This window comes from Xanthobacter dioxanivorans, assembly GCF_016807805.1.
Lineage (GTDB): Bacteria > Pseudomonadota > Alphaproteobacteria > Rhizobiales > Xanthobacteraceae > Xanthobacter > Xanthobacter dioxanivorans.
Map to the genome: position 1 here is coordinate 21597 of NZ_CP063365.1, position 13666 is coordinate 35262.

Here is a 13666-nt window from a genome sequence, read left to right on the forward strand (position 1 = left end):
GGGTGAGTGCTGGCCCGCCGCGGGGATGGGCCAGCACTAACCTTTCAGGAGGCTGGCATTGACGATTGATCTCGCATCTCGACTACTGTTTTCGGCATTTATGCTGGCCGTCGTCGTGTGGGACGTTGTCGCCCTCCGGATTCCGGATCGCCTTGTTCTGCTGATCCTTGCGACGTTCGTGGTCGTGGCGGCACTCCAGGGGCTGTCCTACGAGGATCTCCTCTCGCACGTCGCGGCAGGCGTCCTGCTCTTCTCATTCTTCCTGGCGGCTGCTGTCGTCGGCCCGATGGGCGGCGGCGATGTTAAGCTTGCCGGGGCCATTGGACTGTGGGCGGGCCTCGGTCAGGACTTCGCTTATTTCGGACTGCTCGCTGGTCTCTTCTATTACTTGCTCATGGCCGTCGCCTATGCGGTCCGCATGCTGGCCTTCTGGACGCCCATGCCCTTGCCGTCGATGCCGGCGCTGCCGTGGGTGAACGATCTTCTCTCCGGCAACAAGTCCTTCATGAAGTGCGTCATTCCGTTCGGCCCTCCGCTGGCGATGAGCGCGCTCGTGTTGGCGTGGGCATAGGAACGCGGCAATGGACATGAAGCGCATTCTGGTGGCGGGCGGCGCGGTGGTGGCGGGCGGAGCAGCTTTCCTGCTGGTCCTGGCGAACTCTCAGCCGCCAGAGCCCGTCGTCCTGGTGCAGCACGCGCCCGAGCCGGCAGAGCCCGGCTTCGACGTGACCGATATCCTGGTCGCCACGCGCGCATTTGAGGTCGGCGATCGGCTGACGCCGGCCGACGTGAAGTGGCAGCACTGGCCGGCCGACAGCATTCCGTCCACCGCCATCACGCGTGCCGCCTCGCCCGACGCGATCGAGAAGATTGCCGGATCGGTGGTGAGGCTCCAGGTCGCGCAGGGTGAACCGGTGGCCCGGCAACGCGTGGTGGGCAAGGGTGAAGCCGGCTTTCTGGCGACTATGCTGCCGAGCGGCATGCGGGCCATGGCTGTTCCCCTCGACATGAGGGGTGGCCGGTCGGCTGGTGGCTTCATCTTGCCCCAAGATCGGGTGGACGTGCTGGTCACGAAGATCGAACCCAGCACGGCCCGTGCGGGCGGGCCCCCCTCGGCCAGCGCGCGCGCGCTGCTCGAGGATATCCGGGTGCTCGCCATCGGACAGCAGCTGTCCGACGCGAACGCCCAGGGGCAGCGGACCGTCGTCGGCGAGACGGCGACGCTCGAAGTGACGCCGGGGCAGGCCGAAGCGCTTGCCGCGGCGATCAAGGCATCAAGTGGTGAAATAACACTGGCTCTGCGCCCGTTCGGGGAAAAGCCCACGAGCGACGCAAGTGACCAGAATAAAGGGTCATTTATGACCGTGCGCTTTGGAGTGGTTCGTTAGAGGTCATGTCTTTACGTAAAGGAAAGGCGTGATGCGACCTCTGCGGGTAGTGAGTTTTGTCTTCGGGGGGGCACTTGCATTGTTCACCTCTGTTGCCCCGGCGGCCTTCGCCGGGAGCAAGGGTGGTGACAGGGTCGATGGCCTTCCTGCATACGACTCCTTTTCGGAGTCGTCGCAAGCCCAATCCGACGCCACGCGCCGCGTGGTCGAGATCGGTGTGGGGCGGTCCGTAGCCGTCGATCTGCCGGCTGCGGCACAGAACACCTTCGTCGCCGAGCCCAAGGTGGCTGCCGCCGTCATGCAGACGGCGCGCAAGCTCTACATCACCGGGCTGAGCGACGGATCGACAACCGTTCTCGTGAGCGGCGCGGACGGCCGTCAGGTCGCGACCGTGGAGGTGCGCGTGACGCGTGACACCTCGGGCCTCGCCGCGGCCATCAGCTCGGCTGTCCCCAATTCCCGCGTGAGTGTCCGGGCCTCGGGCGACAGCGTCATCCTTTCCGGGGCGGTGCAGTCGTCCGGCGAAGCCGCGCAGATCGTGGACATCGCCCGTGGTTTCGTCTCTGCGCCGGAGAAGGTGGTCAACGCCATGACCTTGCGCGCCCGCGATCAGGTCATGCTGAAGGTCACGGTCGCCGAGGTGCAGCGCAACGTGCTCAAGCAGCTCGGCGTTAATGGCTACGGCAACTGGCAGATCGGCGACATCGCCTTGGGCGGGGTGCTTGCGACGCCCTACGGCATCGCTGGAAAGGCGCTGACCAGCAGCGTGGCAACGGTGGCCGGCCAGAACGGTCAGCTCTCCATCCAGGCGATGGAACAGGTCGGCGTCGCCCGGCTGCTGGCGGAGCCCACGCTGACGGCGATCAGCGGCGAAACGGCGAAGTTCCTCGTCGGTGGCGAGGTCCCGATCCCCACCGGTATCACGTGCTCCAACAACAACACGTGCCAGCCGAGCATCGAGTTCAAGAAGTTCGGTGTGACGCTCAACTTTACCCCCTCGTTCTGGCGGAAGGGCGCATCAGCCTGCACATCGAAACGGAGGTGAGCGAGATCGATAACCAGAACCAGCTCACCTACAACGTCTCGTCGTCCCAGACCTTCACCATCCCCGGCTTCAAGATCCGCAAGCAGGCCACCACTGTGGAACTGCCGTCCGGTGGCACGCTGGTGACGGCGGGCCTGATCCAGGAGGGCAGTCGGCAGGCCATCAACGGCATTCCCGGCGCGATGGATGTTCCCGTTCTCGGTGCGCTCTTCCGGTCGCGCGACTACGTGCGGCAGGAGACGGAGCTGGTGATCTCGGTGCAGCCGATGATCGCTCGCCCCATGGAGGCGCGCAAGGTCACGCGGCCGGACCAGGGCTTTGCCGATGCGCCCGATCCGCGGACCATTTTCTTCGGCCAGGTCAATCGCGTGCTGGGTGGCCCGCAGCCGCCGGCGCCGGCGTTCGCGCCGGGCCAGTTCTACGGCCACATCGGCTTCATTCTCGAGTGAGGGGCGATTGATGTTTCAGATCCGCAAGTTCCACGGGTTGCTGGCGGTTGCCATGCTCGCCTTCACTGCGGCAGGCTGCTCCAGCGACCCATACTGGACCGAACCCACCTATCCTCTCGACTATCGGCAGCGCCATCCGATCGAGCTCGCCGACGAGCGCCAGGTGCTCGAGGTCTTCCCGCGTTCCGCGCACCAGCTCGATGCACGGCAGGCGGCTGATGTACGGGCGTTCGCCCGGAGCTATCAGGTCAAGGGCAAGTCGATCCTGCAGATCATCGCCCCGACCGAGCTCGTCCCGGGGCAGACGAAGGAGCTGGTGAACCCCTACGTCCGCCACACGCTCGAGGCGGTGCGCCAGACGCTCATCGGCTCGGGCGTTCCTCGGCAGAACATCCACATCAAGTATCTGCTGGGCAGCGGCGGCGAGACGCCCCTGCGACTGGCGTTCATGACGATGGTCGCCCGGGTGACGCACGAGTGCGGCAAGTGGCCGTTCGATCTGGCCGCCGGCAACGGCACGGAAGGCTGGCAGAACGAGCCCTATTGGAACTTCGGCTGCGCCTACCAGGCCAATCTGGCCGGGCAGGTTGCCGATCCCCTGGATCTGGTGCGCCCGCGTCAGGAGACGCCCGGCGACCTGGTGCGGCGGGTGGGCGATATCGAGCAGGTGCGTGACGGAAAGGACCCCTCCACGGCCTGGCCGACCAACTCTGGCAGCAGCGGGCAGCAGGGGTCTCAGGGAGGCACGCAGTGATGCTCGCCGCCGTTTCCACCCCATTCTCGCGCATGGCGCTGGTCGCGCTCTGCCAGTCTGCCGGAGTGCGCACGGCCGTCACCGACGCCTGCGCGCATCCGACCATGGCCCGTGTTCGGCCTTCCGTGGCCGTCGCCGGCGTCGATCGTTTCGAGCACCTGGTGACGGAGGCGACGGAGTCCTGCCGCCTTGGGATCGTCATCTATGAAACCCCCATGGGCGCAACTCGTGACCAGATCATGAGTGAGCTCCGCCAGGTGGCGGATTTCTGCGATGAGACCACGAACGTGTTCGTGGTCGGTCACGAGAACGACGTGCTGCTCTACAAGACGCTGCTGGAGGAGGGTGTTGCCGACTACCTGGTCGCTCCCATCACTCAGCAGGATGTTCTGAAATCCCTGTCGAACCGTCTCGCGACGCAGGGGCAGGGCGAGGCTGGGGCGCTTTTCGCCGTGGTCGGCGCACGCGGGGGCGCCGGCGCGACGACGGTCGCAGCCAATCTCGCCTGGTTGCTGGCCACCGAGCGCCAGCACAACACCTGCCTGCTCGATCTGGATCTTCCGTTCGGCGGGGTAGCGACGGCGTTCGATTGCAACCCCGACCCGGAAATCTCCTCGCTGCTCTACACCCCGGAGCGGATCGCCGATGCGGAGATGCTGGACCGGCTCGTCGTGCGCAAGACCGAGCGCCTGGCGCTCCTCTGCGCCGCCCCGGATCTGGAGCGCGCCCGCCGGCGCACCAGGACGGAGGGGCAGAGCCACCTGTCGTCCCTCCTCCGCGCAGAGTTCCAGTCGTCCATCGTGGATCTCCCCCTCGAATGGAACAAGGCCTCCGAAGAGCTGCTGGAGAACGCGACAAAGGTCGTTCTGGTCACGACGCCCGACTTCGCTGGCATTCCCCACGCGCAGGTGCTTCTGCGGCACCTGGCGGAGCTGCGCACGGACTCGCCGATCGTGGTTCTCAATCAGGTCGGCACCCGGGACAAGGACGAATGGCCGGTCTCCGAGGTGAAGCGCGCGCTGGGCCTGCCCGTGATCGAGATCGCGGCCGAGATGAAGGCGTTCTCTGCAGGGGCTGTGCAGGGGCGCCCGCTTTCCGATCTGGTTCCCTCCCATGCAGCCGCCAAGGCCTTTCGCAAGGTGGTGGATGAACTGGTGGGGCCTCAGGACGTGGTGGCCTCGGCGGGGCTTGTCCAGAGAGCCCGGGCTGCGATCGGCGCGATGCTGCGGAGCTCGCGTTCCGGCGACAAGGCCAAGAGCGGGACGCCCAAGAGCGCTGATGCGCCTGCCGTCGCGCAGATCGTGAGCGGCGAGGCGGAAGCCGGCGCAAAGCCGCGCTCCTCCATCCTGGAGCGACTGCCATTCATCCGGCTGAAGCACAAATCGCAGTGAGCAGGGGAGGCCGCTTTGAGTTTGTTCGGATCGAGGAAGGCGCCAGCTCAGGCCGTGCCGAAAGTCCAGGAAGAGGTTCCGGCCGCGCCGGCGCAAGACGCCCTCCGAGCGGCCTCGGAGCCACGTGCGGTCGTCAGCGCCGAAGATCGCGCCCGGTTCGACACCGTGTGGACCCGGTGGCACTCGAAGTTGACCCAGAATTCCGATGTGATCGCCGCCGGGGCCACTCCGGACGTTGCATCCGGGCGTGTTCGCGAGGCCCTGCAGCAGATCGCCGCCAATGACCCGGCCAATCTGCCGAGGACGGATCGCGAGAGGCTGATCGACTCGATCACCGCAGAAGTCGTGGGCTTCGGGCCGCTCGAGGAGCTTCTGGCGCAAGACGATATCAGCGAAATCATGGTCAACACCGCCAACGCGATCTACATCGAGCGCGGCGGTCGCATGGTCAAGACGGACCTGACTTTCCGCAGCGAAGATGCGTTGGTGCGCATCTGCCGGAAGATGGCGCAAGCTGTCGGGCGCACGGTCGATACGCAGAACCCCATGTGCGACGCGCGCCTACTCGATGGTTCGCGCATCAACATCATCGTCCCGCCCCTGGCGGTGGACGGCACCCACCTGACCATTCGCAAGTTCAAGAAGGACAAGCTGGTCCTCAGTGATCTCGTCAAGTTCGGCGCCCTGACCGAGGAGGCAGCCGAAGTTCTGAGGATTATCGGGCGGGTCCGGATCAATCTCATCATCTCGGGCGGCACCGGCTCCGGCAAGACGACCCTTCTCAACTGCCTCACCGGGTCTATCGACCAGAATGAGCGTGTCATCACCTGCGAAGACACCGCGGAACTGCAGCTGCAGCAGCCGCACGTTGTTCGGCTGGAAACTCGGCCGGCCGGCAGCGAGGGGGCGGGTGCTGTCGCCATGCAGGATCTGGTGCGCAACGCCCTTCGCATGAAGCCGCACCGGATCATCGTCGGCGAAGTGCGCGACGCCGCCGCGATCGATCTGATCCAGGCCATGAACACCGGTCACATGGGGTCGATGGGCACCATCCATGCCAACGACCCCCGTGGTGGCCTTGCCCGCCTCGAGGCGTTGATCCGCACGGGTCCGGGCTATCAGTCCTTGCCCAGCCACATCATCCGCAAAGATATCTGTGACTCTCTCGATCTGGTTATTCAGACGCAGCAGCTTTCGACCACCGGCAAGCGGGTCATCACCCACATCACCGAGATCGGAGGCATGGAAACCGACAGCATCGTTACCCAGGATATCTTCAAGTACGACTTCAAGGCCAACGTGCTCAAGGGAATGGGCGTGTTGCGCCCGCGCTTCATGGATCGCGCCGCGCAATACGGGGAGCAGGACAACCTGCTCAGGGCTCTCGATCTGGCCTCGGGAGATCGTCTATGACCAACGGGCTACTGCTGGCCCTGCTGGTGGCCGCAACCGTCGCACTCGCCGTTCTTGCGCTGTTCTACGGGACGTTCTTCGGCGGAGCTGCGGCAGGTCGCCGAATGCGCAATGTCAAAGACCAGGCGCCCGTGTCGATCCGCGGGTCTGGGGCCGAGGCGGAACGGCTGCGGCGGGCACTCCTCGCCACCCGACTGGAGGAAGTGGCGCGGCAGGAACGTGATCGTCGGCGCTTGCCGCTCAAGACGCTGCTCCACCAGGCCGGGCTCACCTGGACAACGAAGAAGTTCGTGCTGATCTCGATTGGCGTCGGCGTGGCCGTTTTCATCGCCGTGATGATCGCCTTGGGCAACCCTTTCCTGGCCCTGGCGGCCGGCCCCGCCGCCGGCATCATCGGGCCGAGAAAATACGTCCAGCACATGCGCGCAAAGCGCATCCGGCAGTTCGTGAAGGAGTTGCCCAACGCGATCGATTCGATCGTGCGCGGCACCCGCGCCGGGCTGCATGTCAACGAATGCGTGCGTCAGATCTGTCGGGACGCGCAGGAGCCGGTGCGGTCCGAGTTTCGGCAGGTGGCGGATGCGCAGATGCTGGGACAGACGCTCGCAGAGGCGATGGAACGGCTCAGCCAGCGCATCCCGGTCGAAGAGACCCGCTTTCTCGCCCTGGCGCTGTCCATCCAGGCCAGCGAAGGCGGTGGCATCGCCGAAGCGCTCAGCGGCCTGTCGAACACCATGCGGGAACGCATCAAGCTCCACGACAAGATCGGCGCCATGAGCGCCGAGGCGCGCTCCGGCGCGGCATTGCTGGCTGCGCTGCCGCTCGCCGGCGTGGCCATGAACTACGCGACCGACGCTCACAAGACTGCGCTGCTCTGGACGACCACCACGGGTCAGATTGCGCTTGTGGCGAACCTCGGCTGGCTGGTGATCGGCTTCTTCGTCATGAAGAAGATGCAGGATGTGAAGGTGTAGCATGCAGCCTGCTGTACTAGCGGTTCTCGTGAGTGTGCTTGCTGGCCTGTCGGTGTGGGGCTTGGCGAGCCTCGTGACGCCATCGGCAAAGAGCCGGCGGATCAAGACCTATGTGGAGCGCGCAGGCGCGGCCTCGGCGGCTGGAGAGGCCGCCGAGGGACTGACCTGGCGCGAGCGGCTGGCCGATATCGTGGTTGGCACGCTGAACCTGCGCAAATGGCTCGAGCTCGACACGATGCGCGAGAAGCTGCAGCGGGCGGGCAAACGGGGAACCCGAGCGGAGACCATGTTCCTCATGGCGCGCTTCAGCACAGCTGTTTCGCTTGCCGTGATCGCGGCCTTCTACGCCTTCGTGCTGCATGTCCCCGACCTTCCGATGCCGGGCCCACTTGGGATCGTGTTCTTCGCAGGCTACGTCGGGTTGAAGGTTCCGGAAACGGTGCTTGACCGGGCCGCGCAGGCCCGGGCCGCGTCCATCAAGGGTGCGTGGCCCGATGCGCTCGACCTGATGCTGATCCTGGTTGAGGCGGGCAAGACCGTCGAGTTCGCCTTTCGGCGCGTGGTCATGGATATCGGCGGCCGGTCCCAACCGCTCGCCGAAGAGCTGACCATCACTCTTGCGGAGCTGACTTTCCTGCCGGAGCGGCGGCAGGCCTACGAAAACCTCGGAACGCGGACGGGGGTCTCTGAAGTCCGCAGTACCTGCATGGCTGTGATCCAGGCGGAGGAGAAGGGCACATCCCTCGGCTCGACGTTTCGAGCCCTCGCCGCCGATGGGCGCGCGGCGCGGATGGCGGCCGCCGAGAAGAAGGGCGCATCGATGGCGACCTACATGACCGTGCCCGTGATGGTCTTCTTCCTCCCCCCTCTCATCATCCTTTCGGTGATCCCCGCCCTCATCGATTTCATGAAGTGGAACTGAGCGATGAAACAGAAGCGTCAAGCATTTATGTCGCGTCTTCGCCAGGTTCTCGGGTCGGACCGCGGCAATGTCCTCGTCCTGGTCGGGCTGATTATCGCGGGCCTCATCGGGGTCGGCGGACTTGCCGTCGATTATGCGCGCGCGTCAGGCCTGTATCAGAAGCTGCAGCAGGCGACTGAAATCGCCGTTCGCGAGGCGGTGCGCGGCAAGTCGGACGCCGAGGTCAAGAACTTCGTCTACGGCCAGATGGACGCCTACATGAAGTCGCTGGGCTTTTCGTCGGCCCAGGCCAGCATCACCCTCAACCTCTCCCGGGGAGCTGATGGCGTCGTCAAGCTCACGGCCCAGACCGCGTACCAAAGCTTGTTCGGTGCCTTGTATTCCGTGGCTGGGTACACCATGGACGTGGGCGCCGCGGCGACCGCGCGGGCGCTCTGCACGCCCCCGGCGGCGCAGACGCAGTGGGTGTCTGGTTCGGGCACCTGCCCCGGCGGCCAAGTCGGCACGATCACCTTCCAGAAGGAGCAGACCCGGGCCGCCACCTGCGCCTCGGAAACCGCTGTTCCGGTGTGGGGCTCCTGGACCGATACCGGCAAGCAGCAGAACGTGGTCAACACCTGCTACACGCCCTGCGTCGTGCCGGCGGCGCAGACCCAATGGGTGAGCTCGTCGGCGGCGTGCCCGGCGGGCTACACGGGCTCGAACACCTGGGAGGCGGAGCAGAAGCGCACCGCCTATTGCCCCAGCCCCAGCGCCACCCCGGTTTGGAACGCCTGGGCGGCGACCGGGACCACGCGGAATGCGAGCAACACCTGTGCGCCGCCGCCGGCGCCGTGCGTCGCGCCCGCGGCTCAAAAGCAATGGGTTGATCGCTCGGCCTCCTGCCCTGCAGGGCAGACGGGACAGGCGCTGTGGCAGGCGGAGCAGCAGCGCAGCGCCTACTGCCCGGCCTCCACGGGCGCCTATCAGTGGAACAGCTGGGCCGACACGGGCAGCGTTCGGAACCAGACCAACAATTGCGTCCAGAATCCCGGCGACGCGATCTGGACGGTGCCGGGCACGTATCAGTGGACGGTGCCGCCCGGCATCACCTCGATTTCGGCCGTCGCTATCGGCGGAGGCGCCGGCGGCGCCTGGACCTACAACAGCGTGTCGTTCCAGTACAACGGCGGCCAGAGCTCCGTGACGGGAGGCAGTTTCACCTTGACCGCGAACGGCGGCACCAAGGTCAACGGCGGGTGTGGCGGCTCCAAACAGGGGGGTGGTTGCGGAGGCGCTGGCTATGTCGCTCCCTCGCTGTTTGTCCAATACGTCGCCGCCGGCGGAGGCGGGGCCGGCGGGTATTCCGGAAATGGCGGCAAAGGCGGCACCTCGCGGGCGAAAAATCAGACCGCCTACGCGCCCAAGGTGGGGACTGGCGGTGCCGGCGGCGGCGGCGATGCCGAGCTGACCAGCACCTGCAATCCGGGTGTGACCAAGGTGGCCGGCTGTCAAGGTCAGGGCGGCGGCGGCGTGGGTCTCTATGGGCAGGGACCGGACGGTGCGGCCGGCGGACTGAACGGGGGTTCCGGCGGCGGGAATGGCGCGTGGTCCACTTATCAGGCGAATAGCGCCAACGGCGGGTCCTGGGGCGGTGGCGGCGGAACGGTCACGTTCGGCGCGCCGCAGCAGAGTGGCGGTGGTGGTGAGCTCAGCTGGGCGAACAACATCACGGTGACGCCGGGCCAGGTGCTGACCGTCGTCGTGGGCGCCGGCGGCAACAATGCGCCGGTCCTGCAGGGCGTCGTCTATCTCGGAATTGGCAAGGGCCAGGGCGGCGCCGTTCGCATCCTGTGGGGTGGCGGTCGCTCCTTCCCCAGCAACGCGTCGTGGTGAGGGAGGAATGCAGATGAAGCGCTTCATGGTCATTGCGATGGGCGCAGCGTCGCTCGCGCTGGCGGGATGCTCCTCGGTGCCCGGAGAGGAGGTCACGGCTCAGGCCTCGCCAGAATCTCCCGCGGGGATCATCGCGCGAGCGAAGCAGCTTGAGGCGGTGGGACAGCGAGAGCAGGCCGCGGCCGTGCTTCGCGTCGCCGTGGCGCGTGATCCCGGAAACCAGGCCCTCCGGGCGGCCTACGGCAAGAGTCTGATCGGAACGGGCGCGCTGGGCGATGCCGAGGAGGTGCTCGCTCGGGCGCACACGCCCGACAATCCCGACCCCTCGATCCTGGTGGCGCAGGGCGTCGTGGCCGCGCAGAAGGGCGACCAGGCGACGGCGCAGGCCTATTTCCGGCGGGCCCTCAACCTGCGTCCCGGAGATCCCGGCATCGAAGCGAACCTCGCTCTCAGCCTCGCCATGGGCGGAAGCAAGCAGGAGGCGGAGCAGATGGCGCGTTCTGCCGCTGGCAGCCCCGCGGCGGATGCTCGGGTGCGCCAGACGCTCGCGATGGTCCTCTCCCTGCAGGGCAAGGATGCGGAGGCCGAGGCGGTCTATCGCGAAGATCTGCCGCCGGACCAAGCCGCCAGCAACGTTTCGATGCTGAAGAAGATGCGCGCGCCGGCGAAGGGCCGCAGCGCCTGATCCAAAAACGACCGCGGGCGACGAACCGAAATTCGCCGCCCGGCCGGTTGGCTCATTTCAGGGATAGAGCCAACGCATCAGTGTTTAGCGAGAGCTGCAGCGCCGCAAAGAGCCAGTTCGTGTCGGCTTATTGGGCCAGTTCGGTACCTCAGTGCGAGTGGGCCGCGGATCAGGCCCGCTGGAACGCAAAAAGGGCCGCATCGAGCGGCCCCTTTTCGTTGATGACCGGTGCTCGTCCCGTCAGGAATTGAGGCTTTCGGAGAGTTCAACCAGCTGGAAGGTGTTGGCGACGGCATCATGGATCGAAAGGCGCTCCTCCACCTCCTCGCCGTCGCCCTTGGCGACGAACAGGAGCGTGTCGCCCATCAAATAGAGGGTGCGGTCCGCGCGGTTCGGGTCCGCGCCCCATGACACCGACACGTCGAACCCGCCGTTGTCCACGCTATAGGTGGCGCCTCCACGCTCATAGGAGCCGTCCTCGCTTCCGAAGAGGTCCAGGGCGGCCACGATGCGCGGATCGATGCGCTGGCCCTGTAGCTGGGCGCGGAGCGTATTCACCATGCGCACGAGCTGCGCGTCTTCTTCGTCAAGATCCTCGACCGTCATCCTCGCCTCCCGCCAGCTTGATGGCCCGCAATATGCGCCCACTCGGCCTTTTGCGCCATCCGGCCGGCGCGCCTCAGAGACATGCACCGTTCGGGCTTTGCGTCAATAAGCGATTATAAACGACGATGAAGCGTGATAAGCTCGCGCCGCGCCATTCACCATGATCGAGAGGAAGTACAATGAATACGCGCCCGGGCAACCCGCGTCCCGACACCCCCGATGCACGTCGGAAGACCGATGGCCGCCCGCGCTCGCCGGCGGCAGCTGCGCCGCGCGGGCCGGAGGCGCAGGCGCGGCCGGCGGATGGCGCCGGAACCCGCCCGCAGACGGCGAAGAAGGCCTCCCAGCCCACCCGGAATGTGCCCGACCTCAACGTCCGGCAAGTCCCGAACATTGCGATCAGGGTAGAGGAGGTCCTGACCAGCAAGGACACGCTCACCGGGACTGAGGTCGCGAACACCGTCAAGGGCGTGGACATCTCCACTGGCCAGCAGCGTTACGTGACGCTGATGAGCTCCCTGCGTGCAGCGGAGATCCTGCCTGTGGCGCCTACCAGCAATGAATCGTTCGAGGAGCGGGAGGTTCGCCTCCACAACAGCTTCAACAACCGCCCCATGCTGGACCGATACAAGCCCGGCGCTGTCGTCGGCTTCGACTCCGTCTATGAGATCGAGGGCAAGCGGACGCTGTTCGCGAAATGGCCGTCCCAGGTTGCGGCGCCGGTCGCCTACGAGGAAGCCCGTGCCGGCATCATCCAGGTCGTGAACCTGATGAACAGCGGCCTTTTCCGGGCGTCGATCATCCATCCGGACAAGGCTGTCGCGCTCAACCCGGACTTCGGCCCGGAGATCGAGCAGATGTTCAATCCGATCGATCTCGAGAACAAGCTCGCCTCGCGCAAGATCATGATCGCGACCGAGGACAACGCCGGCCAGCAAAATCTCTACGCCCTGCCTCACCTCGTCTACCGGTCCGCGCAGGGGGGTGAGCTGGTTGATCCCGTTGGGGCTGCGGCTCGAGCGCTCTTCACCCTCGACGACACTGGCCGCGCCGATCTGAGCAACATCGACATGGGCATGGCCGCCCGGCGCATGATGCAGGCCTTCGTGTACGGGCAGCAGCATACGCGACAGTCCGGCATGGCCGCCGCGATCCTGGTGGGAGCACTGTCCGGACGCAGCGTTGAGGAGGCCGTGGGACGCTTCCAGTACCGGGACGAGATCCTGCCTGCCGATCTCGAGCAGGCGGCCGCCCTGGCGCACCAGATGCGAAACGGCGAGCTGCGAGCTGTTGTCATGCCCGGCTCCACCTTTGGTGTCTTTCCGAGCGTCAAGGCACGCCTGCAGGACGGCAAGGCCGATATGGGCCTGCTCGATGACCAGAAGTGGTTCACCGGCGTCGTCGGCATCGCCACCGGCATTACCTCGCAGGAGCGCGGCTTCGCGACGCGGCCGGAGCCGCAGGTCAAGACGATCATGCCGGAAAACCCCCGGGTCCGGCACTACACCCCTTTCGGCAAGCCGCAGGGCTTGTCGGACGAGGCCGTGGCCGCGATCGCGATCGCGGCGGTGGCGGGCCGCGACCCGCAGTTTGCGGCGGAACGGCGCCAGGCGCCGGCCTCGCCGTCCAGCTCCATGGGGGCCTGAGCCATGTCGGCACGTCCTGAATCAGATCTTCCAGATGAGGTGGATGGAACCCTGCCGGCGGTGACGGACGGGACCTATCCCGGAAAGATCCATCCCGGCGCATTATGCGAGGCCCTGGGCGAGCTGGTAGAGCGCCTGAGCTTCATGCAGGCGCCAGCCCTCGAAACGCATATCGAGGCCGTGCCGGCCAACGCCGACGAGGTGCGGGAGTTTCTGGCGAGCCTGGGAGCCGAGCTCGGCAGGTTCTTCGAGACGGTCCAGGCGGCCGTTGTCCAGCAGACCGAAGCGGCTGCGGCGTGGATCGAGCTCGATTCCCGCGAGCTCAACGAAGAAGTCACCTATGCCAGCACCGTCTCGACCGATGGCGGGATGAAGCAGCTCCTTGAAGGCCTCAACGGAGGCCTGGACGCGGTGGGCGAAGAGCTCGGCGCGGTGCGCAGCGAGGTCGCGGCCTATCTCGCCGATTATTACAGCCCCGAAACCGCTCCGGCCGCCGCGGCGCCGGCCCTTTGAGGTGA

12 protein-coding genes and 1 pseudogene are annotated in these 13666 nt (G+C 66.2%); 12 read left to right on the forward strand and 1 reads right to left on the reverse strand.

Features of this window, described 5'->3' with window-relative positions; translation table 11 throughout:
• The first annotated feature begins 58 nt into the window (after nt 1-58).
• The 10 genes and pseudogenes from EZH22_RS31095 (at nt 59) to EZH22_RS31140 (ending at nt 10896) form a co-directional block, all read left to right on the forward strand.
• The gene (locus tag EZH22_RS31095; protein ID WP_203197143.1) at nt 59-571 is read left to right on the forward strand and encodes a prepilin peptidase; all 513 of its coding nucleotides are present in this window, start codon (nt 59-61) and stop codon (nt 569-571) included.
• A 10-nt stretch (nt 572-581) separates the two neighbouring features.
• Entirely contained in the window at nt 582-1388 is an 807-nt protein-coding gene (gene cpaB / locus EZH22_RS31100) for a Flp pilus assembly protein CpaB (protein ID WP_203197144.1), read from the forward strand.
• Nucleotides 1389-1419: 31 nt separating this feature from the next.
• A pseudogene (locus EZH22_RS31105) lies at nt 1420-2882 on the forward strand (type II and III secretion system protein family protein).
• Nucleotides 2883-2892: 10 nt separating this feature from the next.
• On the forward strand, nt 2893-3636 hold the full coding sequence (locus tag EZH22_RS31110; RefSeq protein WP_203197145.1) for a CpaD family pilus assembly protein: 744 nt from the start codon (nt 2893-2895) through the stop codon (nt 3634-3636).
• Nucleotides 3633-5027: an AAA family ATPase gene (locus EZH22_RS31115; protein ID WP_203197146.1), complete on the forward strand. Its 1395-nt coding sequence runs from the start codon at nt 3633-3635 to the stop codon at nt 5025-5027. Before EZH22_RS31110 ends, EZH22_RS31115 begins: the two co-directional genes overlap by 4 nt.
• A gap of 21 nt (nt 5028-5048) precedes the next feature.
• Complete coding sequence (locus tag EZH22_RS31120) at nt 5049-6440, forward strand: CpaF family protein (RefSeq protein WP_408647768.1); 1392 nt, start codon at nt 5049-5051, stop codon at nt 6438-6440.
• Complete coding sequence (locus tag EZH22_RS31125; RefSeq protein ID WP_203197087.1) at nt 6437-7414, forward strand: type II secretion system F family protein; 978 nt, start codon at nt 6437-6439, stop codon at nt 7412-7414. The genes EZH22_RS31120 and EZH22_RS31125 overlap by 4 nt, the downstream gene beginning before the upstream one ends.
• 61 nt (nt 7415-7475) lie before the next feature.
• Nucleotides 7476-8336, forward strand: coding sequence for a type II secretion system F family protein (locus EZH22_RS31130; RefSeq protein ID WP_231711642.1), 861 nt, complete (start codon nt 7476-7478; stop codon nt 8334-8336).
• A 3-nt stretch (nt 8337-8339) separates the two neighbouring features.
• The gene (locus tag EZH22_RS31135; RefSeq protein ID WP_203197089.1) at nt 8340-10211 is read left to right on the forward strand and encodes a TadE/TadG family type IV pilus assembly protein; all 1872 of its coding nucleotides are present in this window, start codon (nt 8340-8342) and stop codon (nt 10209-10211) included.
• Nucleotides 10212-10224: 13 nt separating this feature from the next.
• On the forward strand, nt 10225-10896 hold the full coding sequence (locus EZH22_RS31140) for a tetratricopeptide repeat protein (RefSeq protein ID WP_203197090.1): 672 nt from the start codon (nt 10225-10227) through the stop codon (nt 10894-10896).
• A 240-nt stretch (nt 10897-11136) separates the two neighbouring features.
• Here EZH22_RS31140 and EZH22_RS31145 read toward each other — a convergent pair whose 3' ends face one another.
• Nucleotides 11137-11502 (reverse strand): hypothetical protein, encoded by a 366-nt coding sequence (locus tag EZH22_RS31145; RefSeq protein WP_203197091.1) that lies wholly within the window; start codon nt 11500-11502, stop codon nt 11137-11139.
• A gap of 179 nt (nt 11503-11681) precedes the next feature.
• Between EZH22_RS31145 and EZH22_RS31150 the strand changes: the two genes are divergently transcribed.
• Together EZH22_RS31150 and EZH22_RS31155 are read left to right on the forward strand one after the other, a co-directional pair.
• Nucleotides 11682-13148 carry a hypothetical protein gene (locus EZH22_RS31150; protein ID WP_203197092.1) on the forward strand — a complete coding sequence of 489 codons (1467 nt, stop codon included), beginning with the start codon at nt 11682-11684 and terminating at the stop codon, nt 13146-13148.
• Nucleotides 13149-13151: 3 nt separating this feature from the next.
• Complete coding sequence (locus tag EZH22_RS31155) at nt 13152-13661, forward strand: hypothetical protein (RefSeq protein WP_203197093.1); 510 nt, start codon at nt 13152-13154, stop codon at nt 13659-13661.
• The last annotated feature ends 5 nt before the right edge of the window (nt 13662-13666 follow it).

Excerpts from the sequence above, each read along its gene's own strand:
- cpaB (WP_203197144.1), top strand. The coding sequence starts at position 582 with ATGGACATGAAGCGCATTCTGGTGGCGGGCGGCGCGGTGGTGGCGGGC.
- EZH22_RS31110 (WP_203197145.1), top strand. The coding sequence starts at position 2,893 with ATGTTTCAGATCCGCAAGTTCCACGGGTTGCTGGCGGTTGCCATGCTC.
- EZH22_RS31125 (WP_203197087.1), top strand. The coding sequence starts at position 6,437 with ATGACCAACGGGCTACTGCTGGCCCTGCTGGTGGCCGCAACCGTCGCA.
- EZH22_RS31135 (WP_203197089.1), top strand. The coding sequence starts at position 8,340 with ATGAAACAGAAGCGTCAAGCATTTATGTCGCGTCTTCGCCAGGTTCTC.
- EZH22_RS31140 (WP_203197090.1), top strand. The coding sequence starts at position 10,225 with ATGAAGCGCTTCATGGTCATTGCGATGGGCGCAGCGTCGCTCGCGCTG.
- EZH22_RS31145 (WP_203197091.1), bottom strand. The coding sequence starts at position 11,502 with ATGACGGTCGAGGATCTTGACGAAGAAGACGCGCAGCTCGTGCGCATG.
- EZH22_RS31150 (WP_203197092.1), top strand. The coding sequence starts at position 11,682 with ATGAATACGCGCCCGGGCAACCCGCGTCCCGACACCCCCGATGCACGT.
- EZH22_RS31155 (WP_203197093.1), top strand. The coding sequence starts at position 13,152 with ATGTCGGCACGTCCTGAATCAGATCTTCCAGATGAGGTGGATGGAACC.